Below are 23,431 nucleotides of genomic sequence, written 5' to 3'. Positions count from 1 at the left end.
ACTTAGAGGCTTTGCCCCATATCGATCGCGTTGGGGCCAAATGGGGCGGGATCGATTAATGGGGGAGCAGCGGAACAGAAAGGAGCACTTAAGCTCGGATATTCTGGTTTCGCTACCTGCCCGCATGCTTACCTGTCCAGGTCTTTTATCGAGTCGCCGGACCTAATCGCGACATATTTCGTATGTCTTTTCAGAAATGCCCTACATCCTGCCTGAAACCCTTCTAATACGATGTCCGGCTGACTAAAAGGAGTGTCACGTATGGCTAACCACGGTTACATGACGATCACCGGCAAGGCTCAAGGACTGATTTCAGCGGGTTGTTCAACCCAAGACTCTATTGGAAACAAGTGTCAGACAGCGCGTACCGACGAAATCATGGTGCTGTCTTACAGCCACAATATGGCCAATGTCGGAAATATTAATAAACCAACACATCATCCAGTTATCATAACCAAAAACGTTGATAAATCCTCGCCGCTCCTGGCTCAAGCGCTCTCAAGTAGAGAAGAAATAAACTGCACCATCAGTTTTTACCGCGTGTCTTCCTTTGGCATGCAGGAGAAATTCTATTCTATCTCGATCAATGGTGGAATTATTGCTGACCTGACACTCGAGATGCCTCACGCTATTTTGCAGCACGACGCCGAACCGCAAGAACATGTCGCCATCCGTTACCGAGATATCACTTGGACCCACCACTCTGCTGGCACCAGCGGATATAGTACGTGGGGAAATAACGAATGAAACCAACAAGCGAAAGTTGCATGCCTGGTAGCTGTGACTACTGGATGGTCAGTGACGCCGCTAGAAAACTCGGAAGTCAAGCCAGCACATTAGGGGCTAGACACATCAGAGACGGCACGCTGCGCTTGCAATTCAACCGCGAAGTTGCTTATTACGCGAGAAGCATTGTTAATGATGTCGAGCAGGGTAAAAAAAGTCCTGAGCAGGGTCTAAACGACCTCAGGAACGAACAGAACAGCCTGCTGAGCCAGTCACTAGAGGTGGCTCAAAAAGGCGTGGGAGCAATCGCCGGAGCCCTTCAATTCGCAGCAGGTGCTGGGATATGCTACGGATCAGCCGGTACGCTGTGCCTTTTCGCTGGGGCCCCTCTGATGGCTCATGGGGCCAACAATGCGTATGAAAACGGGCGAAACTTGTGGGAAGGTCGCTCAGATATACAGGGGCCTGTTAGGAAGGGTTACCAAGAGGCTGCAAAAATGATGGGCGGAGGAGCCTTTGAAGGGGATATGGCTTATGGATCCGTTGACTTGGGGCTTTCCGCATACGGTGTTGGCAGACTGATATTAAAACCAGATGCGTGGCGTTTATTTAGATATGTGCGCACTGATTATGTTCGCGGATATGAAAATTCAACCAAGGCTGCATTAACACTTGAAGTTGTTTCCGATACTGCAACAGTAAGCTCCATGTATCTGGAGGCCAAAAGCCGTGACAATTAACCCATTACTTATAGCGGCATTATATTCACTTACATCTCTGGCAGCCTTCTTGGCTTTCTACTCGATCTCAAGAAGAATTTCAGGGGACAGCCTTACGCATGGGAGGTTTTGGTTTTTTTTTACATTGCTTATACTTTGGGGGGCAAATCAACTCAGCGTAGCTCGCTATGGTTATATTTTTTTATATCTACCATCCAAAGATGTTTTTGGAAGTGATTATATAATTCGATGGATCGCTTTTATAAGTGCCCTGCTTCAAACGTTTTGTCTCCCGACTAAAGACAATCCAAGACGCTGGTTTTCACGAAAGTAAACCAGTTGGCTCTGCGCAGCCACCAAAATGGCATTGGCTGCTGACAGGGTGTCGTCACGGAGATAGTTCTGGCTCACCCAGGACAGCCGGTCACGGCGCAGCGCTTGGTTGTTGTTGCGGATCAATGGCTCCAGGCCGATGTTGCAGGCCCCCCCAAAAAGCACCGCACACAGGCTTGTCACCAAGTTATCACCTCGTGCATTGCGTTCGGACACGTGAGTGAAGGCTACGGAGAATCCTGTACGGGCAGCGATTTCCAATAAAATTTCCGGCAGATCGACACGCGGCATCAGTTCGGCCACGGCATCGAGCGTGCAGGATACATAGGCGCCCATGTCGAGGGAGCCATCTTCGCGGGTGATGTGCCTCTGCCCAGCCTTGGCCACGATCTCCTGCGGCGCATCATCCTCCGGCTTCCTGCGAGGCAGGTTCAGTTGCAACCAGTCCAGACTAGCCGCTACTCCCTTGCCAGCCGGACTGAAGCCGAAGCGACTATTGCGGCGACTCACAGCGAGAGCTTGAGCATCTGCCGACGACTTGGGCCAGGAGTCAGAGCGTCCAGCCAGATCCTTGAAGCCTGCGAAGCTAAACTCTTCCCCTAGGATTTGCTGATCTCCATTCCTGCGCTAGACCAAAAGTTTCGCGGGAGGAATTTCTGCGCCTGCTTTTTTTGTAAATCCGGAAAAACTGTGGATTAAGCCCTGTGAATAACTGCCACTAAGGGCAGTTGATAACAGGGCTCGAAAACTGAACATAACCGCCCCTGTGGATAACAACCACTTTAATCCACAGGCTTAAAGCGGTTATCCCAAGGACTCATTGGCACATGAACACAGGGTTTTGAATCTCTGTACATATTGAATATAAAGGCCTGTAGAGATCTGTCCACAGAAAGGTGCCTCAGTAGAAATAAACATAAAAACAAAGATTTAATAAATTTCTCTCTTTTTAATTTCTATAACCCTGACTTCTCCACAGCTGGTTAAATTTTGTGCAAAGGGTTCTTTAGGAACGGCGAAGTCCCTATACTTGTCGACCAGGTCCAGAAACCTGAGCTCAAACTATTCCTGATTACCCAACTGAAAGCAGGCACGAGGTGCGTGGTGGATTTCCCTTCCCGTTTTGAAGTGATCGTCATCGGCGGCGGTCATGCCGGTACCGAGGCAGCACTGGCCTCAGCACGTATGGGGGCAAAAACCCTGTTGCTGACGCATAACGTGGAAACCCTCGGTGCCATGAGCTGCAATCCCGCTATTGGCGGCATTGGCAAAAGTCACCTGGTCAAGGAAATTGACGCCCTGGGCGGCGCGATGGCCATGGCTACTGACAAAGGCGGCATTCAGTTTCGCGTGTTGAACAGCCGCAAAGGCCCGGCCGTGCGTGCAACTCGCGCTCAAGCCGATCGGGTTCTGTACAAGGCAGCTGTCCGCGAAATCCTGGAAAACCAGCCGAACCTGTGGATATTTCAACAAGCGGCCGATGACGTCATCGTCGAGCAGGATCAGGTGCGTGGTGTCGTTACCCAAATGGGCCTGCGCTTTCTGGCAGATTCGGTGGTACTGACCACCGGCACCTTCCTGGGTGGACTTATCCACATCGGCATGCAGAATTTTTCCGGCGGTCGTGCCGGTGATCCGCCCTCAATCGCCCTGGCTCAACGTCTGCGTGAGTTGCCGCTGCGGGTGGGACGCCTGAAAACCGGAACGCCGCCGCGCATCGACAGCCGCTCAGTCGATTTTTCGAAGATGACCGAGCAAGCCGGCGATACCCCGATTCCGGTGATGTCGTTCATGGGCTCCAAGGAGCAGCACCCGCGGCAGGTGAGCTGCTGGATTACCCATACCAACGCCCGCACCCACGAAATCATTGCCGCCAACCTTGATCGGTCGCCGATGTACTCGGCTGCCGGGATGATCGAGGGCATCGGGCCGCGTTATTGCCCATCGATCGAAGACAAGATCCATCGCTTTGCCGACAAGGAAAGCCATCAGGTATTCATCGAACCTGAAGGTTTGACCACCAACGAGCTGTATCCCAACGGGATTTCCACTTCGTTGCCGTTCGACGTGCAATTACAAATCGTGCAGTCGATCCGCGGCATGGAAAACGCGCACATTGTTCGCCCGGGTTATGCGATCGAATACGACTATTTCGATCCCCGCGACCTGAAGTACAGCCTGGAAACCAAAGTAATCGCCGGCCTGTTTTTTGCCGGGCAAATCAACGGCACCACCGGTTACGAAGAAGCCGGCGCCCAGGGTTTGCTGGCCGGAGCCAACGCTGCACTGCGTGCACAAGGCAAAGATGCCTGGTGCCCGCGCCGCGACGAGGCGTACATTGGAGTACTGGTCGACGACCTGATTACCCTGGGTACTCAGGAACCGTACCGGATGTTTACCTCCCGTGCGGAGTACCGCCTGATCCTGCGCGAAGACAACGCCGACCTGCGCCTGACCGAAAAAGGTCGCGAGCTGGGACTGGTGGACGACGCCCGCTGGGCGGCGTTCTGCACCAAACGCGAAAGCATTGCGCTGGAAGAACAACGTTTGAAAAGTACCTGGGTGCGCCCGGGTACCGAGCAGGGCGATGCCATTTCCGAGAAATTCGGCACCCCGCTGACTCACGAATACAATTTGCTCAACCTGCTGAGCCGTCCGGAAATCGACTACGCTGGCCTGATCGCCGTGACCGGTGGGGGTGCAGAAGATCCGCAGGTTGCCGAGCAGGTCGAGATCAAGACCAAGTACGCCGGCTACATCGACCGGCAGCAGGACGAAATTGCTCGTCTGCGGGCCAGCGAAGACACCAAATTGCCTGTGGATATCGATTACACGAATATCTCCGGTCTCTCCAAGGAGATCCAGAGCAAACTCGGTGCGACCCGTCCTGAGACACTTGGCCAGGCTTCACGTATTCCCGGCGTTACCCCGGCAGCCATTTCGCTGTTGATGATTCATTTGAAAAAACGCGGCGCGGGCCGTCAGTTGGAGCAAAGCGCTTGAGTTCGTTGGTCACCTCGCAACATGCCGAAGAGTTATCCACAGGTGCGCGCCAGCTCGGTGTCACACTGACCGAGACCCAGCACGCACAGCTGCTGGGTTATCTCGCCCTGTTGATCAAATGGAACAAGGCCTACAACCTGACCGCCGTCCGAGATCCGGATGAAATGGTTTCCCGCCACCTGCTCGACAGTTTGAGCGTGATGTCTTTCGTCCAAGACGGTCGCTGGCTCGACGTCGGCAGCGGCGGCGGGATGCCCGGCATCCCGTTGGCCATCCTGTTTCCGCAGTCGCAAGTGACCTGCCTCGACAGCAACGGCAAGAAAACCCGGTTCCTGACCCAGGTCAAACTCGAGCTGAAACTGGACAACCTGCAAGTTATCCACAGTCGCGTCGAAGCCTTCCAGCCTGCCGAGCCATTCAACGGGATCATCTCCCGGGCTTTCAGCAGCATGGAAAACTTCAGCAACTGGACTCGCCACCTCGGCAACAGCAACACACGTTGGCTGGCAATGAAGGGCGTTCATCCGGCCGATGAGCTGGTAGCATTGCCGGCAGACTTCCACCTCGATAGCGAACACGCCCTGGCCGTACCTGGTTGCCAAGGCCAACGCCATCTGCTGATACTGCGCCGCACGGCATGATTGGGAACAAAAGCAAGAATGGCTAAGGTATTCGCGATTGCGAACCAGAAAGGTGGTGTGGGTAAAACCACCACCTGCATCAACCTCGCAGCATCCCTGGTCGCTACCAAGCGTCGGGTGCTGTTGATCGATCTAGATCCACAGGGCAACGCCACCATGGGTAGCGGTGTGGACAAGCACGGCCTGGAAAATTCGGTCTACGACCTGTTGATCGGTGAGTGTGACCTGGCTCAGGCCATGCACTACTCCGAGCACGGTGGTTACCAACTGCTGCCGGCCAACCGTGACCTGACTGCGGCCGAAGTGGTTCTGCTGGAAATGCAGATGAAGGAGAGTCGTCTGCGCAGCGCGCTGGCGCCTATCCGCGAGAACTACGATTACATTTTGATCGACTGCCCACCTTCGCTGTCGATGCTCACGCTCAACGCCCTGGTTGCCGCTGACGGGGTAATTATCCCCATGCAGTGTGAATATTTCGCACTCGAAGGCCTGAGCGACCTTGTGGATAACATCAAGCGCATCGCCGAGCTGCTTAATCCGAACCTGAAGGTCGAAGGCCTGCTGCGGACCATGTACGACCCGCGACTGAGCCTGATGAACGACGTGTCGGCGCAGCTCAAGGAGCATTTTGGCGATCAGCTCTACGACACCGTCATTCCGCGCAACATCCGCTTGGCTGAAGCGCCGAGTTACGGCATGCCGGCGCTGGCGTACGACAAATCATCGCGGGGCGCCATTGCCTACCTGGCTTTGGCGGGCGAGATGGTTCGTCGCCAACGCAAAAATTCACGTACAGCCGCTGCTCAGGCAACTTAAGGAATCCCCATGGCCGTCAAGAAACGAGGTCTCGGACGTGGACTGGATGCACTGCTGAGCGGTCCTACCGTCAGTTCGCTGGAAGAGCAGGCGGTCCAGGCTGATCAGCGCGAACTGCAGCACCTGCCGCTGGACCTGATCCAGCGGGGCAAGTATCAGCCGCGCCGGGACATGGATCCCCAGGCGCTGGAGGAGCTGGCGCAGTCCATCAAGGCCCAGGGCGTGATGCAACCGATTGTGGTTCGTCCAATCGGCGGCGGGCGTTTTGAAATCATTGCCGGCGAGCGTCGTTGGCGTGCGAGCCAGCAGGCTGGCCAGGAAACGATCCCCGCAATGGTGCGTGACGTGCCGGACGAGACTGCGATCGCCATGGCGCTGATCGAGAACATCCAGCGCGAAGACCTGAATCCTGTCGAGGAGGCGGTGGCCCTGCAGCGTTTGCAGCATGAATTCCAGCTGACCCAGCAGCAGGTGGCAGAAGCGGTGGGTAAATCCCGCGTGACCGTAGCCAACCTGCTACGCTTGATCGCGTTGCCCGAAGTAATCAAGACCATGCTGTCCCATGGGGATCTGGAAATGGGCCACGCTCGTGCGTTGCTCGGTTTACCGGAGAATCAGCAGGTTGAAGGGGCGCGACATGTTGTCGCACGGGGGCTGACCGTGCGCCAAACCGAGGCACTGGTTCGGCAGTGGTTGAACGGCAAACCGGAGCCTGTTGAACCGGCTAAACCAGACCCGGATATCGCCAGGCTCGAGCAGCGCCTGGCCGAGCGCCTGGGCTCTGCGGTGCAGATCAGGCACGGAAAGAAGGGCAAGGGCCAGTTGGTGATTGGCTACAACTCTCTGGATGAGCTCCAGGGTGTCCTTGCACACATTCGCTGAAACATTTCCTCATGTAGCGAGCAGTCGGAAATCACTACCTGACAGTTGAATAGGGGCTGAACCGCCCCTATACTCTGCGCGCATTTTGTCGGCACAAATTATGCCAAGTTATTGAATTCTGGCAGCCGACCATTGGAGAGCAAAAGTGATGGAAAGCCGCACGCCAAACCGCTTGCCGTTCCATCGCCTGGCAGTTTTTCCGGTGTTAATGGCTCAATTTGTCGTTTTGCTGATCGCCGCTTTGGCGCTCTGGCAATGGCACGGAGTCGTTGCCGGGTACTCGGGACTTTGCGGAGGCCTGATAGCCTTGCTGCCCAATGTTTATTTCGCTCACAGGGCATTTCGGTTTTCCGGCGCCCGAGCAGCCCAAGCCATCGTCCGGTCTTTTTATGCCGGTGAGGCGGGCAAACTGATTTTGACGGCAGTGCTCTTTGCATTGACGTTTGCAGGTGTGAAGCCATTGGCGCCGCTAGCTGTATTTGGCGTCTTCGTGTTGACCCAACTGGTCAGCTGGTTCGCGCCCCTGCTGATGAGAACAAGACTTTCGAGACCTTAGGGCGTTTGAGGCAACCATGGCAGAGACAACCGCTTCGGGCTATATCCAGCACCACTTGCAGAACCTGACCTTCGGTCAGCACCCAACAGGCGGGTGGGGTTTTGCCCACACCGCAGCAGAGGCCAAAGAAATGGGCTTCTGGGCTTTCCACGTCGATACTCTCGGCTGGTCGGTCGCTTTGGGTCTGATTTTCGTTCTTCTTTTCCGCATGGCGGCAAAGAAAGCGACATCCGGTCAGCCTGGTGCTTTGCAGAACTTCGTTGAAGTATTGGTCGAATTCGTCGATGGCAGCGTGAAAGACAGCTTCCATGGCCGTAGCCCGGTGATCGCACCGCTGGCACTGACCATCTTCGTCTGGGTCTTCCTGATGAACGCCGTCGACCTGATCCCGGTTGACTGGATTCCTCAGCTGGCCATCCTGATCACGGGTGATGCGCACATTCCTTTCCGTGCCGTATCCACCACTGACCCGAACGCTACCTTGGGCATGGCCCTGTCGGTGTTCGCGTTGATCATTTTCTACAGCATCAAGGTCAAGGGCATCGGCGGCTTCATCGGCGAACTGACCCTGCACCCTTTCGGCAGCAAGAACATCTTCGTTCAAGCCCTGCTGATTCCGGTGAACTTCCTGCTGGAGTTCGTGACGCTGATCGCCAAGCCTATCTCCCTGGCACTGCGTCTGTTCGGCAACATGTACGCCGGCGAGCTGGTCTTCATTCTGATTGCTGTGATGTTCGGCAGCGGTCTGCTCTGGCTTAGCGGCCTGGGCGTAGTTCTGCAGTGGGCGTGGGCTGTGTTCCACATCCTGATCATCACCCTGCAGGCGTTTATCTTCATGATGCTGACCATCGTCTACCTGTCGATGGCGCACGAAGAGAACCATTAAGACCAGTCTCGACTGGTCTGATGTCCCACCCGGTCAAACGGGTGGGTGCCCTAACAGGGCTATGAAACGATTTGTTTTACCGCTTTAAAATCTAAAAAACCTAAACCATACGACGTAAAAGTCGGGAGGAAAGATGGAAACTGTAGTTGGTCTAACCGCTATCGCTGTTGCACTGTTGATCGGCCTGGGCGCACTGGGTACCGCAATTGGTTTCGGCCTGTTGGGTGGCAAGTTCCTGGAAGGCGCAGCGCGTCAGCCAGAGATGGTTCCAATGCTGCAAGTTAAAATGTTCATCGTTGCCGGTCTGCTCGACGCCGTAACCATGATCGGTGTTGGTATCGCTCTGTTCTTCACTTTCGCGAACCCATTCGTTGGTCAACTCGCTGGCTAATTACTCGCCTTCGAGTAATTGGTGTGATGTGCAACGAACGAGCGAGGTGTTGGCGTGAACATTAATGCAACCCTGATTGGCCAGTCCGTTGCGTTCTTCATTTTTGTACTGTTTTGCATGAAGTTCGTGTGGCCTCCGGTCATCGCGGCTTTGCACGAACGTCAGAAGAAGATCGCGGATGGACTGGACGCTGCCGCCCGAGCAGCTCGCGACCTGGAGCTGGCCCAAGATAAAGCGGGTCAGCAACTGCGCGAAGCAAAAGCTCAGGCAGCCGAAATCATTGAGCAAGCCAAGAAACGCGGTAACCAGATTGTTGAAGAGGCCGTTGAAAAGGCCCGTATCGACGCTGACCGTGTGAAGGTTCAGGCTCAGGCCGAGATCGAACAGGAACTGAACAGTGTCAAAGACGCTCTGCGTGCCCAACTGGGTGCTCTGGCTGTCGGCGGCGCCGAGAAGATCCTGGGTGCCACAATCGATCAAAACGCGCACGCGGAGCTGGTAAACAAACTGGCTGCTGAAATTTAAGCGAGGGCGATCATGGCAGAATTGACCACGTTGGCCCGACCTTACGCTAAGGCAGCCTTCGAGCACGCCCAGGCCCACCAGCAACTGGCCTCTTGGTCAGCCATGCTCGGCCTGGCTGCAGCAGTGTCGCAAGACGACACCATGCAGCGCGTGCTCAAGGCCCCGCGACTGACGAGCGCAGACAAGGCCGCCACGTTTATTGACGTGTGCGGCGACAAGTTTGATGCCAAGGCACAGAACTTCATCAACGTCGTTGCCGAAAACGACCGTCTCCCGCTTTTGCCGGAGATATCCGCTCTGTTCGACCTGTACAAGGCTGAACAAGAGAAGTCGGTAGACGTTGAAGTGACCAGTGCTTTTGCATTGAACCAAGAACAGCAAGACAAACTCGCCAAGGTTCTCAGTGCACGACTCAACCGGGAAGTGCGCCTGCAAGTCGAGGAAGACAAATCCCTTATTGGGGGCATTGTCATCCGCGCCGGCGACCTGGTTATCGATGGCTCGGTTCGCGGCAAACTCGCGAGCCTAGCCGAAGCATTGAAATCTTGAGTTTGAAGGGGCAGCAGAGCAATGCAGCAACTCAATCCTTCCGAAATAAGTGAAATTATCAAGGGCCGCATCGACAAGCTCGATGTGACCTCCCAAGCCCGTAACGAAGGCACTGTCGTCAGCGTATCTGACGGTATCGTGCGGATTCACGGTCTGGCCGACGTAATGTACGGCGAGATGATCGAGTTTCCGGGCGGCGTCTTCGGTATGGCTCTCAACCTGGAGCAGGACTCCGTAGGTGCCGTAGTTTTGGGCTCCTACCAGTCTCTGGCTGAAGGCATGAGCGCCAAGTGCACTGGCCGCATCCTCGAAGTTCCGGTTGGTAAGGAACTGCTGGGTCGCGTAGTCGACGCACTGGGTAACCCTGTTGACGGCAAAGGTCCACTGGGCAACACCGAGACCGACGCGGTCGAGAAAGTTGCTCCAGGCGTGATCTGGCGTAAGTCGGTAGACCAGCCTGTACAGACTGGCTACAAGGCTGTCGATGCCATGATCCCTGTCGGCCGTGGCCAGCGTGAGCTGATCATCGGTGACCGTCAGATCGGTAAAACCGCTCTGGCCATCGACGCGATCATCAACCAGAAAAACAGCGGCATTTTCTGCGTCTACGTAGCGATCGGTCAGAAGCAATCGACCATCGCCAACGTGGTTCGCAAGCTGGAAGAAAACGGCGCACTGGCTAACACCATCGTCGTTGCCGCGAGCGCTTCGGAATCTGCAGCACTGCAGTTCCTGGCTCCGTACTCCGGTTGCACCATGGGTGAATTCTTCCGCGACCGCGGTGAAGACGCGCTGATCGTTTATGACGATCTTTCCAAGCAAGCAGTGGCTTACCGCCAGATTTCCCTGCTGCTGCGCCGTCCACCAGGCCGTGAAGCTTACCCAGGCGACGTGTTCTATCTCCACTCCCGTCTGCTGGAGCGCGCATCCCGCGTTTCGGAAGAATACGTAGAGAAGTTCACCAACGGCGCAGTGACCGGCAAAACCGGTTCCCTGACCGCACTGCCGATCATCGAAACCCAGGCTGGCGACGTTTCCGCGTTCGTTCCGACCAACGTGATTTCCATCACCGACGGTCAGATCTTCCTGGAATCGGCCATGTTCAACTCCGGGATCCGTCCTGCTGTGAACGCCGGTGTTTCGGTATCCCGTGTGGGTGGTGCCGCTCAGACCAAGATCATCAAGAAGCTCTCCGGTGGTATCCGTACCGCTCTGGCTCAGTACCGTGAACTGGCGGCATTCGCCCAGTTCGCTTCTGACCTGGACGAAGCGACCCGTAAGCAACTTGAGCATGGTCAGCGCGTTACCGAGCTGATGAAGCAGAAGCAATACGCACCAATGTCGATCGCTGACATGGCGCTGTCGCTGTATGCCGCTGAGCGTGGGTTCCTGACTGACGTTGAAATCGCCAAGATCGGCAGCTTCGAACAAGCGCTGATTGCTTTCTTCAACCGCGATCACGCCGATTTGATGGCGAAGATCAACGTGAAGGGTGACTTCAATGACGAAATCGACGCTGGCATGAAAGCCGGTATCGAGAAGTTCAAGGCCACCCAAACCTGGTAAGCCGCAGCGGGAGCCGCGAGGCTCCCGCTTGCTAACCTGATAGGTGTTACATGGCAGGCGCAAAAGAGATTCGCAGTAAGATTGCGAGCATCAAAAGCACGCAAAAGATTACCAGCGCCATGGAAAAAGTGGCGGTCAGTAAAATGCGCAAGGCACAAATGCGCATGGCTGCTAGCCGTCCTTACGCGGAGCGCATCCGCCAGGTTATTGGCCATCTGGCCAACGCCAACCCGGAATATCGCCACCCGTTCATGATCGACCGTGAAGTAAAGCGCGTTGGTTATGTTGTGGTGAGCAGCGACCGTGGTCTGTGTGGTGGCTTGAACACCAACCTGTTCAAGGCTCTGGTCAAGGACATGGCGGTAAACCGCGAAAACGGCGTCGAGATCGATCTGTGTGTTGTTGGTAGCAAGGGTGCGGCTTTCTTCCGCAACTTCGGCGGTAACGTCGTAGCAGCTATCAGCCACCTGGGTGAAGAGCCGTCGATCAATGACCTGATCGGCAGCGTCAAGGTGATGCTGGATGCCTACCTGGACGGCCGTATTGACCGCCTGTCCGTGGTGTCCAACAAGTTCATCAACACCATGACGCAACAGCCTACCGTGGAGCAATTGATTCCTCTGGTGGCAACGCCGGAACAGGAACTCAAGCACCACTGGGATTATCTGTACGAACCGGACGCCAAAGAGCTGCTTGATGGCTTGATGGTCCGTTACGTGGAGTCGCAGGTCTACCAGGCGGTGGTCGAGAACAACGCGGCTGAACAAGCTGCGCGGATGATCGCGATGAAGAACGCTACCGACAACGCCGGTGATTTGATCAGCGATTTGCAGCTGGTCTACAACAAGGCGCGTCAGGCTGCGATCACCCAAGAGATCTCGGAAATCGTCGGCGGCGCTGCCGCGGTTTAACGGTTCAAATATTCAGAGGATCCAGCTATGAGTAGCGGACGTATCGTTCAAATCATCGGCGCCGTTATCGACGTGGAATTTCCACGCGACAGCGTACCGAGCATCTACAACGCTTTGAGTGTAAAAAGCGAAGCCGGCACCACCCTGGAAGTTCAGCAGCAGCTGGGCGACGGCGTGGTACGTACCATTGCGATGGGTTCCACCGAGGGCTTGAAGCGCGGTCTGGAAGTCACCGACTCTGGCGCTGCCATCTCCGTACCCGTCGGTAAAGCGACCCTGGGCCGGATCATGGACGTTCTGGGCAACCCGATCGACGAAGCTGGTCCGATCGACACCGAAGAGCGCTGGGGCATTCACCGTCCTGCGCCAACCTTCGCTGAACAAGCTGGCGGCAACGACCTGCTGGAAACCGGCATCAAGGTTATCGACCTGGTTTGCCCGTTCGCCAAGGGTGGTAAAGTTGGTCTGTTCGGTGGTGCCGGTGTAGGCAAAACCGTAAACATGATGGAACTGATCCGTAACATCGCCATCGAGCACAGCGGTTATTCCGTGTTCGCCGGTGTGGGTGAGCGTACTCGTGAGGGTAACGACTTCTACCACGAGATGAAGGATTCCAACGTTCTGGACAAAGTGGCACTGGTTTACGGTCAGATGAACGAGCCGCCGGGTAACCGTCTGCGCGTAGCACTGACCGGCCTGACCATGGCCGAGAAGTTCCGTGACGAAGGTAACGACGTTCTGCTGTTCGTCGACAACATCTATCGTTACACCCTGGCCGGTACTGAAGTATCCGCACTGCTGGGCCGTATGCCTTCGGCAGTAGGTTACCAGCCGACTCTGGCCGAAGAGATGGGTACTCTGCAAGAGCGTATCACTTCGACCAAAAACGGTTCGATCACCTCCATCCAGGCGGTATACGTACCTGCGGATGACTTGACTGACCCGTCGCCAGCGACCACCTTCGCCCACTTGGACGCCACCGTCGTTCTGTCCCGTGACATCGCTTCCCTGGGTATCTACCCAGCGGTCGATCCACTCGACTCGACTTCGCGCCAGCTGGATCCGAACGTGATCGGCCAGGACCACTACGACACCGCTCGCGGCGTCCAGTACGTTCTGCAGCGTTACAAAGAACTGAAGGACATCATTGCGATCCTGGGTATGGACGAGCTGTCGGAAACCGACAAGCAGTTGGTAAACCGTGCTCGTAAGATCCAGCGTTTCTTGTCGCAGCCGTTCTTCGTGGCTGAAGTCTTCACCGGTGCTTCGGGTAAATACGTTTCCCTGAAAGACACCATTGCTGGCTTCAAAGGCATCCTCAACGGTGACTACGACCACCTGCCAGAACAAGCGTTCTACATGGTCGGCGGCATCGAAGAAGCGATCGAGAAAGCCAAGAAACTGTAATCCCGGCGCCCGGCAACGGGCGCTAATTTAGGTTGAGGCAATCAGATGGCTATGACAGTCCATTGCGATATCGTCAGCGCGGAAGGGGAAATCTTTTCCGGCCTGGTCGAGATGGTAATTGCGCACGGTGCACTCGGTGATCTTGGTATCGCCCTGGGTCACGCGCCGCTGATCACTAATCTCAAGCCGGGCCCGATCCGCCTGGTCAAGCAAGGCGGGGAAGAGGAGGTGTATTACATCTCTGGTGGTTTCCTCGAGGTTCAGCCGAACATGGTCAAGGTTCTTGCCGACACTGTGCAACGTGCTGCCGACCTGGACGAAGCCTCCGCTCAGGAAGCCGTCAAGGCTGCCGAGAAGGCCCTGCATGAACGTGGCGCTGAATTCGATTACGGTTCTGCCGCTGCACGCCTGGCCGAGGCTGCAGCTCAGCTGCGCACCGTCCAGCAGATCCGCAAGAAGTTTGGCCACTAACAGGCCTGCCACTTGTTGTGCGATTGATTAAAAAGGGTAGCCTCGGCTACCCTTTTTTCTTTTCCGATATTCATCACCTGGTCGCAGCCGCTGACCACCCAGGATTGGTAGCCAGTCATGTCTCTAGAAATCGTTATCCTCGCTGCAGGCCAAGGCACGCGCATGCGTTCGTCGTTGCCCAAGGTGCTGCACCCGATCGCCGGCAACTCGATGCTTGGCCATGTTATCCACACCGCGCGCCAACTTGATCCACAGCGCATCCACGTGGTCATTGGTCACGGCGCAGACGCTGTACGTGAGCGGCTGGCGGCGGATGACCTGAATTTTGTCCTGCAGGACAAACAGCTGGGTACTGGTCATGCCGTTGCCCAGGCGGTGCCGTTCATCGAATCCGACACCGTGCTGATCCTGTACGGCGACGTGCCGTTGATCGAAGTTGAAACCCTGCAGCGCCTGCTCAAGAAAGTAGCCCCGCAGCAGTTGGGGCTGCTGACCGTGGAGCTGGACGACCCGACCGGTTATGGCCGTATCGTGCGTGATGCCCAAGGGCAGGTGACCGCCATCGTCGAGCAGAAAGATGCCGACGAAACCCAGCGCGCCATCACCGAAGGCAACACCGGCATCCTGGCCATGCCGTTTGCCCAGCTGAGTGGCTGGATGAGCCGGCTCTCCAACAACAACGCCCAAGGCGAGTACTACCTCACCGACGTGATCGCCATGGCAGTCGGCGATGGCCTGGTGGTGGCAACCGAGCAGGCGCACGACGCCATGGAAGTGCAAGGCGCCAACGATCGCAAGCAGCTCTCCGAGCTGGAGCGCCACTATCAGTTGCGCGCGGGGCTGCGCCTGATGGCTCAAGGCGTAACACTGCGCGACCCGGCGCGTTTTGATGTACGCGGCGACGTCACGGTTGGCCGCGACGTACTGATCGACATCAACGTGATTCTGGAAGGCAAAGTCGTTATCGAAGACGACGTGGTGATTGGTCCGAACTGCGTGATCAAGGACAGCACCCTGCGTAAGGGGGTGGTGATCAAAGCCAATAGTCATATCGACGGCGCGATCATGGGTGAGGGCAGCGATGCCGGCCCGTTCGCTCGCCTGCGTCCAGGTAGCGTGCTCGAAGCGCGCGCGCATGTCGGTAATTTTGTCGAACTCAAGAACGCCCACCTGGGTGAAGGCGCGAAGGCCGGTCATCTGACCTACCTGGGCGACGCCGAGGTCGGTGCACGTACCAACATCGGCGCTGGCACCATCACTTGTAACTATGACGGCGCCAACAAGTGGAAAACCGTGTTGGGCGAGGACGTATTCATTGGTTCCAACAACTCGCTGGTGGCGCCTGTGGATATCTCTAACGGTGCAACAACGGCAGCCGGTTCGACCATTACGCAGAATGTGGATAACGCACAGTTGGCCGTAGGACGTGCACGCCAGAAGAACATCGACGGCTGGAAGCGCCCGCAGAAAATCAAGAAACCGTAAGTTATCCACAGTTCCCGTAGGAGCTGCCGAAGGCTGCGATCTTCTGATCTTGAAAAATCAACGGCAAACGATCGCAGCCTGCGGCAGCTCCTACGCGGTTATCCACAGAACTTTTTATCGCCACCCGCTTGACGAAGTTTAAGTAATAGGTTTTGATTGCTTTCGTTATCTTTCGAATCGAAACTTACCAAGTCATGTCGAAGCGCAATACCCCCCAACGCCGCCACAACATACTCGCCTTGCTCAACGTGCAGGGCGAAGTGAGTGTGGACGAATTGGCCAAGCGTTTCGAAACCTCGGAAGTTACGATTCGCAAGGATCTTGCCGCGCTTGAAAGCAATGGTCTCCTGCTGCGCCGTTACGGTGGAGCAATCACCATGCCTCAGGAACTGGTGGCCGACATTGGCCTGCCGGTTTCCAAATACAAGCAGGCCGTCGCCCGCGCCGCCGTCTCGCGAATTCGCGAGCATGCGCGAATCATCATCGACAGTGGCAGCACCACTGCGGCAATGATCCCGGAACTCGGACAACAACCGGGTCTGGTCGTGATGACCAACTCGCTGCATGTCGCCAGTGCTTTAAACGAACTGGAACACGAACCGGTGCTGTTGATGACCGGTGGAACCTGGGATCCGCATTCCGAATCCTTTCAGGGCCAGGTCGCCGAGCAGGTACTGCGCTCTTACGACTTTGACCAGCTGTTCATCGGTGCCGATGGCATCGACCTGGTGCGCGGTACCACCACCTTCAATGAACTGCTGGGCCTGAGTCGCGTCATGGCTGAAGTCGCCCGGGAAGTGGTGGTGATGGTCGAGTCCGACAAGATAGGTCGCAAGATACCCAATCTGGAGCTGCCCTGGAGCAGCGTCCATACCCTTATTACCGATGATCGCCTGCCGCTCGAGGCACGGGATCAGATTCAGGCGCGCGGGATCACCCTGATCTGCGCAGCTGTCAGTCAGGAGAAATAGCATGTGTGGAATTGTCGGCGCAGTCGCAGAACGTAACATCACCCCGATCCTGCTCGAAGGCCTCAAGCGTCTTGAATACCGCGGCTACGACAGCGCCGGTGTGGCGGTGTACACCAACGACGAGAAGCTTGAACGCATGCGCCGTCCAGGCAAAGTCAGCGAGCTGGAACTGGCCCTGACTGAGGAGCCACTGTTGGGGCGTCTGGGCATTGCCCACACCCGCTGGGCGACCCATGGCGCGCCGTGCGAACGCAATGCTCATCCGCATTTCTCCGGCGACCTGGCGGTGGTGCACAACGGCATCATCGAAAACCACGAAGCCCTGCGTGATCAACTCAAGGCCCTGGGTTACGTGTTCACTTCGGACACCGATACCGAAGTCATTGCTCACTTGCTCAACCACAAGCTCAAGGACCTGGCTGACCTGACCGTGGCGCTCAAGGCTACCGTTAAAGAGTTGCACGGTGCCTACGGCCTGGCCGTCATCAGCGCTGATCAACCGGATCGCCTGGTGGCCGCGCGCAGTGGCAGCCCGCTGGTGATCGGCCTCGGCATGGGTGAAAACTTCCTGGCTTCGGACCAGTTGGCCCTGCGTCAGGTCACTGACCGCTTCATGTACCTTGAAGAAGGTGATATCGCCGAGATTCGCCGCGACAGCGTGCAGATCTGGGACGTCAACGGCCAGAGCGTCGAGCGCGAATCCGTGCAATACCGCGATGGTGCCGAAGCCGCCGACAAAGGCGAGTTCCGCCACTTCATGCTCAAGGAAATCCACGAGCAGCCAGCGGTCGTGCAACGCACCCTCGAAGGTCGCCTCAGCCAGAACCAGGTGCTGGTGCAGGCTTTTGGTCCACAGGCTGCCGAGTTGTTCGCCAAAGTGCGCAACGTGCAGATCGTCGCCTGCGGCACCAGCTACCACGCGGGGATGGTTGCCCGTTACTGGCTGGAAGAACTGGCCGGCATTCCATGCCAGGTCGAAGTGGCCAGTGAGTTCCGCTATCGCAAGGTGGTGGTACAGCCCGACACCCTGTTTGTGACCATCTCCCAGTCCGGCGAAACCGCCGACACGCTGGCGGCGCTGCGTAATGCCAAGGAGCTGGGCTTCCTGGCCAGCCTGGCGATCTGCAACGTGGGCATCAGCTCGCTGGTGCGTGAATCCGACCTGACCCTGCTGACCCAGGCCGGTCGTGAGATTGGCGTGGCTTCCACCAAAGCGTTCACCACTCAACTGGTCGGCCTGTTGCTACTGACCCTGTCCCTGGGCCAGGTTCGAGGCACGTTGGCCGATGGCGTCGAAGCCACCCTGGTCGAAGAGTTGCGTCGTCTGCCAGCCCGCCTGGGCGAAGCGCTGGCGATGGACAGTGTCGTCGAGAAAATCGCCGAGCTGTTCGCCGAGAAGAATCACACCTTGTTCCTGGGCCGCGGTGCACAATTCCCTGTCGCCATGGAAGGTGCGCTCAAACTCAAGGAAATCTCCTACATCCACGCCGAAGCCTATCCCGCCGGTGAGCTCAAGCATGGTCCGCTGGCCCTTGTGGATAACGACATGCCAGTGGTTACCGTGGCACCGAACAACGAGCTGCTGGAAAAGCTCAAATCCAACCTCCAGGAAGTGCGCGCCCGCGGTGGCGAGCTGATCGTCTTCGCCGACGAGAAGGCCGGCATGACCAACGGTGAAGGCACCCACGTCGTGCACATGCCGCACATCCACGACATCCTGTCGCCAATCCTCTACACCATCCCGCTGCAGCTGCTGTCGTACTACGTTGCCGTACTGAAAGGCACTGACGTCGATCAGCCGCGCAACCTGGCGAAGTCGGTGACTGTGGAATAAGTTATCCACAACCTGGTGAGAACTTTGGTTTTTAACAATAAAGATTGACACAAAACAATAAAGTTTGACACTGGCGAACATAGATTGACACAAGGCTCAAACCCCCGTATCTACGGGGGTTTTCCTTTCCAGGCTTTCCCTTTGGTCTGGAATCATCGCTTCAACTTTCAGCGGGTGTAGTCTAGAAAACGTTTTGTATACGGCCGCTTTGCCGGTCGTGTCCTTCTACGACTTTTTCTCGGCGCGAGGTGAAGCGGTCCGCATCGACTGAGGAGGCGTGGGTTGCGAGGTCGTAAGTTTGCATCACAGCAGGACATTGAACGGCACATTGCAAATGGATTTGGCGAAGGCGCCGGGGCAAGCTACGTGCCTTGGCTGCGGGTACAAGATGTCCCGTCGATAGGTCGTTCGCACAAGATTCAAGGCGTGAAGATCGAGAGGATTCATCACCTCCTGTCAGATCTCGAGCGTTCGTACTTCCTTGTGTGTGAATTTTCTGAAGACGTCGTGGATATACGGGAGCAATACCCTTTACTACCCACAGAGCGTGCGCAAGCGATAGCGTCGGCGATCGATGTACGCTATCCAAGATACCCTAGAACAACACTGCCTTATGTGATGACAACAGACTTCCTGTTAACTGTTAAGGACCCGAGCGGAAACTTCAAATCGGTAGCTAGGACGGTGAAGTATCGTTCCGATTTAATTGGCAATGGAAGTAAAAGAACGCTTGAAAAACTTGAAATTGAAAAGCGTTTTTGGGAAAGCCAAGGTGTTGATTGGAAAATCGTAACAGACGAGTTTTTTACACGAGATTTGATTAAAAATCTTGGACTAATCAGGAGGTACTCGAAGCTCTCTCGTGATTTAATGAAAGCGCCGTTGCATTCGAGTTTTATCGAGTGCCTTGTAAACAGCCGGGAATATTCGTGGACCTTGGCCACCTGTCTAAGAAAAATAGCATCACTTCTGTCCATTTCCTATATAGACGCTCAAGCAATTTTCTTTCATCTGGTTTGGAACAAGATACTGAAAATCGATTTGGTTAACACTCCTCTCCACCTTACTGGTCTAGTTCCTGGCTTCGAAGTTTCACCGGGCCCTGTCCAAGTATCGTTGAAGGAGAAATTATCATGACTGTTCTCGTTAATGACGTTTTCGAGCCTGTAACCGATCTGTCGGTCATTGCTACGATAGCCAGGCTCCTTTACCAGGATGAAACGCATGACTTAGCAGTTTTGATGGATCTAGCTGACCCACCCCGGCAGCCGTACGCGGTTGGTCTGGATGAGCTGCGTCGCTCGATAGCGTCTGGTCACACCAAACCAGCAGCCATCACCACGCCCGAGTTTATGCTTGTGCTTGAGGAACAGTTGGATGAGAGAGCCAAGCAAGGCCGGGACGAAAAGTGGGCCGTCATCGCCCCTCTATTAGATCCTGAATACCCGGGACAAATATTTGTACGAGGTGAGTTAGGCCGGCTTGTTAGCAGACGGGCGTCAGAGCTCGGAATCCAGCGGAAAACGATCTATCGGCTTCTTTACCGATATTGGTTTTATGGTCAAGTTCGCAACTCATTGCTTAATAATTATACGGCGGTAGGTGTTGCCGATAGAAAATATGATCCGAGCAGGCCACCAGGGCGAAAGCCTAAATTTCAAGGCGTTCTTACTTCGCCTTCCAAGATGCTCAGTGCAGTTGATAAACGATGCATCCGTGTTGGATATGCTCTTTATGTAAGAGATAAGAAATCATCTATTTCGAGCGCATATGACGAAATGTTGAGACGATTCTACTCTGTTCGAGACATCTCTAAAAACAGTGAAGAAGAGCTTCGTTTGTTGCCTGGTTCAGAACTCCCCAGCTTGAGGCAGTTCCAATATTGGGGACAGATTTTTTTCGACGAGATTGAAACCGAGCGTGGCCGTAAAGGGTTGAGGAGGTGGTTAAAGGATTGCCGTCCGCTTTCAGGTACCGTTCGAGATTGGCTGCGTGGACCCTGTCATCAGTTCGAAATCGACGCAACGATTGCCGATATTTATTTGGTCAACAGCTACTCTAGACGGATGCTCATTGGTCGGCCCGTTGTTTATATCGTAGTGGATAGTTTCTCCGGAATAATTGCTGGTCTCTATGTAGGATTGGAGGGCCCTAGTTGGAATGGGGCGAGACAAGCGCTGTTCAACGCGTTTACCTCCAAAGTCGAGTTCTGCGCTCAGAACGGCGTTGACATCAATGCAGATGATTGGAATTGTCACCACCTGCCCCACCAGATTTACGCCGACCGGGGAGAGATGCTGTCACTCGCAGCAGAGGGGTTATCCTCAGGGTTGGGAATTGAGATGGGCACTGCCCCACCTTATCGGCCTGATTGGAAGCCTATGGTAGAAAGTCGGTTTGGCATTTTGAATGATTTGACGGGTATCAGGTGGCTACCTGGCGGGGTAGCTGCGCGGGACAAAGAGCGCGGCGAGCGAGATTACCGGCTCGATGCCACGCTGAACCTCAAAGAGTTCACCCAAATCCTCATCAATTGCGTGCTCCACTATAACCGTCACCATCGACAGCCTGACCGACTGACTCAAGCGATGATGAATGACGGCGTAGAACCTACGCCTAACGGTATATGGAATTGGGCCTGCGACAACGACCTGATCGAATCCAACAAACGTCCCGACGAGCTGGTTTATCTCCACCTTTTACCGCGTGAGCGCGCGACCGTTCAAAAGGGCGGAGTGATGTTTCGCGGCATGCACTACGTGTGTGATATGGCCATAGAGAAAGATTGGTTTGCCAAGGCTCGCAAAGGGGGCGTTTGGTCAATAGAGTGTTGGTTCGATCCGAACTCTGCGGCACACATTTGGATTCAAGGAGAGGCCAAGCAGTTTATCCGTTGTGATCTTCGACGATCGGATGCCGGTTACGCGAATTATCGCTCGGACGAGATTTTTGATCTGCTCGAAGCCTATCGCCAAAAACCGCCTACTCGCCGTCGAGCTGAGCTGGAAAGCCGTGTGCAGCTTAGCGATCAGGTCCACCAGATCATCAGTCACGCGCTCGCAGAACGAAAACAGGAACCTGCTCCGCCTACTAAGGCAGAGGCCACTGGAAACATCCGCGAGAACCGCGCAGAAGAACGTCTCCGCGAGCGTGAAAATGCGGTTGTTCCTGAAGGCGTCAGGGTGGAGCCAGCTTCACTTCAATCTGAAACGACACAGAAAGCGCATGATTCATATGCCGGTGAGCGCACCGCTCAGGTTATCGATTTGCTCAAAAGAATTCGGCCAGGACAGGCAAAATGAAAGGTGCACAGACGTTTGCCAATTACGTCAGACAGGACATTAGTGAGTATGCGGGTAACCCGCTTATCGAAGCTTTGCCTCCGATATTGTCGGAGGCGGCGGCTGTTGAACTGATTTCGAACTTTCCTCAGCCGGTGGATCCGAAAGAGCTGACGCTCGAAGGAGCCACTCGAATTCACTGTATCGACAGGCTGAGAACCGTCGTACAGCCGTTCTTGCTACATCTGGAACTGGAGGCCCTGTTCTCACTGCTCATCCGTCGAGGGTATGTCGGGCGTAACCCGATGTCGCCCGCTACCGTCCGGCATTTGCATTCTTTATCGGGAGCTCAGCGTTACCACGATGCGTTCAAGTCCACTGCAGAAACGTTTACGGTCGTCGGCCTGAGCGGCATTGGCAAGTCAACGGCACTCCACGCCATCTTGAGCCTTTATCCACAGACAATCCGTCATGAGCGCTATGAGGGAAAGCAGTTTGTTCATACCCAAATCACATGGCTGAAGCTTGACTGCCCTCGGGATGGATCGCTGGCTGGATTTTGCCAGCAGTTTTTTTATGCGGTTGGAGACGCTCTAGGAGACAAGGACTACCACAAGCGCTACCGGCATCGAAACATCAATGATGCGCTGCAACAGATGGAGCAGGTGGCCAGCACGTTTTTCATCGGCGCCTTGTTGATCGACGAGCTGCAAAACCTCCACCTGGCGAAAACCGGTGGTAAGGAGAGCATGCTGAATTTTTTCCTGCACTTGGTAAACAACATCGGTATCCCGGTGGTTTTCAGTGGCACGAACTCGACGATTAGCCTGTTCTCAGAAGCCATGCGGACTGCCCGCCGAGTTTGTGGTGCTGGTACGCTCGAATTCAAACGATTCGAAAAGGATGATGAGGAGTGGCGGTTGTTGGTCGAAAATCTCTGGAGCTATCAGTGGTGCAAACAGACGGCTGAGCTGACCGACGAGATTTTTGACACGCTGTATGAGCACACTCAAGGCGTCACGGATTTCCTGGTCAAGCTGCTGGTATTGAGTCAGCGTTATGCGGTCCAGAGTGGCTCGGAGTGTTTGACTGCCGAGATCCTGGTGAAGGTAAGCAACTCAAAAATGCAGATTCTAAAGCCAGCCCTTTCAGCTCTGCGTAGCCGTGATCCGAAGCGGATGCGACAGTTTGACGATTTGCTGCCGATTGAGGATCAGCTGAGCGAAATGATGGTTTTCGATGGATTGGCACGAGAGGATCGCCTCACCTTGCTTCGAAGCGTTGTATCCCGTGAGAAGCCGGTAGACCCATCTCCGACCATTTTTGCGAAAGATCACCCATCGCCGATTGCTACTGCTGTGGAAAACTCAGAGGCTAAAGCGCTTAGCGAACATGACGCTCCCCTCGACGCTCTGCGCGCTGCGGGCTGGCTCAACGAGGACCTGTTTGAGTTCTCACCGATGTATCACAAAGCGTGA

General features: G+C 55.5%; 21 protein-coding genes and 1 pseudogene. 21 read left to right on the top strand and 1 reads right to left on the bottom strand.

Annotated features, from left to right (window positions below):
- Positions 1–261 precede the first annotated feature (261 nt).
- On the top strand, positions 262–747 hold the full coding sequence (locus HYI44_RS05855; RefSeq protein ID WP_225568938.1) for an Hcp family type VI secretion system effector: 486 nt from the start codon (positions 262–264) through the stop codon (positions 745–747).
- Positions 744–1,466, top strand: a complete 723-nt coding sequence (locus HYI44_RS05850; protein ID WP_225568937.1) for a DUF4225 domain-containing protein — start codon at positions 744–746, stop codon at positions 1,464–1,466. The genes HYI44_RS05855 and HYI44_RS05850 overlap by 4 nt, the downstream gene beginning before the upstream one ends.
- 315 nt (positions 1,467–1,781) lie before the next feature.
- Here HYI44_RS05850 and HYI44_RS05845 read toward each other — a convergent pair.
- Positions 1,782–2,081, bottom strand: a pseudogene (locus HYI44_RS05845) (Tn3 family transposase); the annotation flags it as partial.
- 801 nt (positions 2,082–2,882) lie between these two features.
- Between HYI44_RS05845 and mnmG the strand changes: the two are divergent.
- The 19 genes from mnmG to HYI44_RS05750 all read left to right on the top strand — a co-directional run bounded on the left by mnmG (position 2,883) and on the right by HYI44_RS05750 (position 23,431).
- On the top strand, positions 2,883–4,781 hold the full coding sequence (mnmG, locus tag HYI44_RS05840) for a tRNA uridine-5-carboxymethylaminomethyl(34) synthesis enzyme MnmG (protein WP_225568936.1): 1,899 nt from the start codon (positions 2,883–2,885) through the stop codon (positions 4,779–4,781).
- Positions 4,778–5,422 (top strand): 16S rRNA (guanine(527)-N(7))-methyltransferase RsmG, encoded by a 645-nt coding sequence (gene rsmG, locus HYI44_RS05835; protein WP_225568935.1) that lies wholly within the window; start codon positions 4,778–4,780, stop codon positions 5,420–5,422. Before mnmG ends, rsmG begins: the two co-directional genes overlap by 4 nt.
- An 18-nt stretch (positions 5,423–5,440) precedes the next feature.
- Positions 5,441–6,238: a ParA family protein gene (locus tag HYI44_RS05830; RefSeq protein ID WP_007934331.1), complete on the top strand. Its 798-nt coding sequence runs from the start codon at positions 5,441–5,443 to the stop codon at positions 6,236–6,238.
- A gap of 9 nt (positions 6,239–6,247) precedes the next feature.
- Positions 6,248–7,120, top strand: coding sequence for a ParB/RepB/Spo0J family partition protein (locus HYI44_RS05825; protein ID WP_225568934.1), 873 nt, complete (start codon positions 6,248–6,250; stop codon positions 7,118–7,120).
- A gap of 148 nt (positions 7,121–7,268) precedes the next feature.
- A complete protein-coding gene (locus HYI44_RS05820) occupies positions 7,269–7,676 on the top strand; it encodes a F0F1 ATP synthase subunit I (protein WP_010465473.1) in 408 nt (135 codons plus the stop codon).
- A gap of 16 nt (positions 7,677–7,692) precedes the next feature.
- A complete protein-coding gene (atpB, locus tag HYI44_RS05815) occupies positions 7,693–8,562 on the top strand; it encodes a F0F1 ATP synthase subunit A (RefSeq protein WP_010465471.1) in 870 nt (289 codons plus the stop codon).
- A gap of 133 nt (positions 8,563–8,695) precedes the next feature.
- The gene (atpE, locus tag HYI44_RS05810) at positions 8,696–8,953 is read left to right on the top strand and encodes a F0F1 ATP synthase subunit C (RefSeq protein WP_002555987.1); all 258 of its coding nucleotides are present in this window, start codon (positions 8,696–8,698) and stop codon (positions 8,951–8,953) included.
- Positions 8,954–9,007: 54 nt separating this feature from the next.
- Positions 9,008–9,478 carry a F0F1 ATP synthase subunit B gene (locus HYI44_RS05805; RefSeq protein ID WP_008027535.1) on the top strand — a complete coding sequence of 157 codons (471 nt, stop codon included), beginning with the start codon at positions 9,008–9,010 and terminating at the stop codon, positions 9,476–9,478.
- Positions 9,479–9,490: 12 nt separating this feature from the next.
- A complete protein-coding gene (locus tag HYI44_RS05800; protein ID WP_008027533.1) occupies positions 9,491–10,027 on the top strand; it encodes a F0F1 ATP synthase subunit delta in 537 nt (178 codons plus the stop codon).
- Positions 10,028–10,048: 21 nt separating this feature from the next.
- The gene (gene atpA / locus HYI44_RS05795) at positions 10,049–11,593 is read left to right on the top strand and encodes a F0F1 ATP synthase subunit alpha (protein ID WP_028620322.1); all 1,545 of its coding nucleotides are present in this window, start codon (positions 10,049–10,051) and stop codon (positions 11,591–11,593) included.
- Positions 11,594–11,643: 50 nt separating this feature from the next.
- A complete protein-coding gene (gene atpG, locus HYI44_RS05790; RefSeq protein WP_045061245.1) occupies positions 11,644–12,504 on the top strand; it encodes a F0F1 ATP synthase subunit gamma in 861 nt (286 codons plus the stop codon).
- Between the two features lie 27 nt (positions 12,505–12,531).
- Positions 12,532–13,911 carry a F0F1 ATP synthase subunit beta gene (gene atpD, locus HYI44_RS05785; RefSeq protein ID WP_045061246.1) on the top strand — a complete coding sequence of 460 codons (1,380 nt, stop codon included), beginning with the start codon at positions 12,532–12,534 and terminating at the stop codon, positions 13,909–13,911.
- Between the two features lie 45 nt (positions 13,912–13,956).
- Positions 13,957–14,382: a F0F1 ATP synthase subunit epsilon gene (locus HYI44_RS05780; protein ID WP_007969909.1), complete on the top strand. Its 426-nt coding sequence runs from the start codon at positions 13,957–13,959 to the stop codon at positions 14,380–14,382.
- Positions 14,383–14,499: 117 nt separating this feature from the next.
- Positions 14,500–15,867, top strand: a complete 1,368-nt coding sequence (gene glmU / locus HYI44_RS05775) for a bifunctional UDP-N-acetylglucosamine diphosphorylase/glucosamine-1-phosphate N-acetyltransferase GlmU (protein WP_225568933.1) — start codon at positions 14,500–14,502, stop codon at positions 15,865–15,867.
- A gap of 194 nt (positions 15,868–16,061) precedes the next feature.
- Positions 16,062–16,838 (top strand): DeoR/GlpR family DNA-binding transcription regulator, encoded by a 777-nt coding sequence (locus HYI44_RS05770; RefSeq protein WP_122840923.1) that lies wholly within the window; start codon positions 16,062–16,064, stop codon positions 16,836–16,838.
- 1 nt (position 16,839) lies between these two features.
- A complete protein-coding gene (glmS, locus tag HYI44_RS05765; RefSeq protein WP_122840924.1) occupies positions 16,840–18,672 on the top strand; it encodes a glutamine--fructose-6-phosphate transaminase (isomerizing) in 1,833 nt (610 codons plus the stop codon).
- 282 nt (positions 18,673–18,954) lie between these two features.
- On the top strand, positions 18,955–19,809 hold the full coding sequence (locus HYI44_RS05760; RefSeq protein ID WP_045061250.1) for a TnsA endonuclease N-terminal domain-containing protein: 855 nt from the start codon (positions 18,955–18,957) through the stop codon (positions 19,807–19,809).
- On the top strand, positions 19,806–21,974 hold the full coding sequence (locus tag HYI44_RS05755; protein WP_045061251.1) for a Mu transposase C-terminal domain-containing protein: 2,169 nt from the start codon (positions 19,806–19,808) through the stop codon (positions 21,972–21,974). The genes HYI44_RS05760 and HYI44_RS05755 overlap by 4 nt, the downstream gene beginning before the upstream one ends.
- The gene (locus HYI44_RS05750) at positions 21,971–23,431 is read left to right on the top strand and encodes an ATP-binding protein (protein WP_019816907.1); all 1,461 of its coding nucleotides are present in this window, start codon (positions 21,971–21,973) and stop codon (positions 23,429–23,431) included. Before HYI44_RS05755 ends, HYI44_RS05750 begins: the two co-directional genes overlap by 4 nt.

Source organism: Pseudomonas sp. Y24-6, assembly GCF_020295325.1.
Lineage (GTDB): Bacteria > Pseudomonadota > Gammaproteobacteria > Pseudomonadales > Pseudomonadaceae > Aquipseudomonas > Aquipseudomonas gregormendelii.
Note: the sequence above shows the minus strand (reverse complement) of the source record. Positions and strands in the feature narration are given on the sequence as shown.

Bases quoted from the DNA above. Each gene is read 5' to 3' on its own strand.
- HYI44_RS05825 (WP_225568934.1), top strand. From the start codon at position 6,248: ATGGCCGTCAAGAAACGAGGTCTCGGACGTGGACTGGATGCACTGCTG.
- atpG (WP_045061245.1), top strand. From the start codon at position 11,644: ATGGCAGGCGCAAAAGAGATTCGCAGTAAGATTGCGAGCATCAAAAGC.
- glmS (WP_122840924.1), top strand. From the start codon at position 16,840: ATGTGTGGAATTGTCGGCGCAGTCGCAGAACGTAACATCACCCCGATC.
- HYI44_RS05800 (WP_008027533.1), top strand. From the start codon at position 9,491: ATGGCAGAATTGACCACGTTGGCCCGACCTTACGCTAAGGCAGCCTTC.
- HYI44_RS05780 (WP_007969909.1), top strand. From the start codon at position 13,957: ATGGCTATGACAGTCCATTGCGATATCGTCAGCGCGGAAGGGGAAATC.
- HYI44_RS05770 (WP_122840923.1), top strand. From the start codon at position 16,062: ATGTCGAAGCGCAATACCCCCCAACGCCGCCACAACATACTCGCCTTG.
- HYI44_RS05855 (WP_225568938.1), top strand. From the start codon at position 262: ATGGCTAACCACGGTTACATGACGATCACCGGCAAGGCTCAAGGACTG.
- atpA (WP_028620322.1), top strand. From the start codon at position 10,049: ATGCAGCAACTCAATCCTTCCGAAATAAGTGAAATTATCAAGGGCCGC.
- atpE (WP_002555987.1), top strand. From the start codon at position 8,696: ATGGAAACTGTAGTTGGTCTAACCGCTATCGCTGTTGCACTGTTGATC.
- HYI44_RS05830 (WP_007934331.1), top strand. From the start codon at position 5,441: ATGGCTAAGGTATTCGCGATTGCGAACCAGAAAGGTGGTGTGGGTAAA.
- HYI44_RS05755 (WP_045061251.1), top strand. From the start codon at position 19,806: ATGACTGTTCTCGTTAATGACGTTTTCGAGCCTGTAACCGATCTGTCG.
- glmU (WP_225568933.1), top strand. From the start codon at position 14,500: ATGTCTCTAGAAATCGTTATCCTCGCTGCAGGCCAAGGCACGCGCATG.
- HYI44_RS05850 (WP_225568937.1), top strand. From the start codon at position 744: ATGAAACCAACAAGCGAAAGTTGCATGCCTGGTAGCTGTGACTACTGG.
- HYI44_RS05750 (WP_019816907.1), top strand. From the start codon at position 21,971: ATGAAAGGTGCACAGACGTTTGCCAATTACGTCAGACAGGACATTAGT.
- atpD (WP_045061246.1), top strand. From the start codon at position 12,532: ATGAGTAGCGGACGTATCGTTCAAATCATCGGCGCCGTTATCGACGTG.
- atpB (WP_010465471.1), top strand. From the start codon at position 7,693: ATGGCAGAGACAACCGCTTCGGGCTATATCCAGCACCACTTGCAGAAC.
- HYI44_RS05820 (WP_010465473.1), top strand. From the start codon at position 7,269: ATGGAAAGCCGCACGCCAAACCGCTTGCCGTTCCATCGCCTGGCAGTT.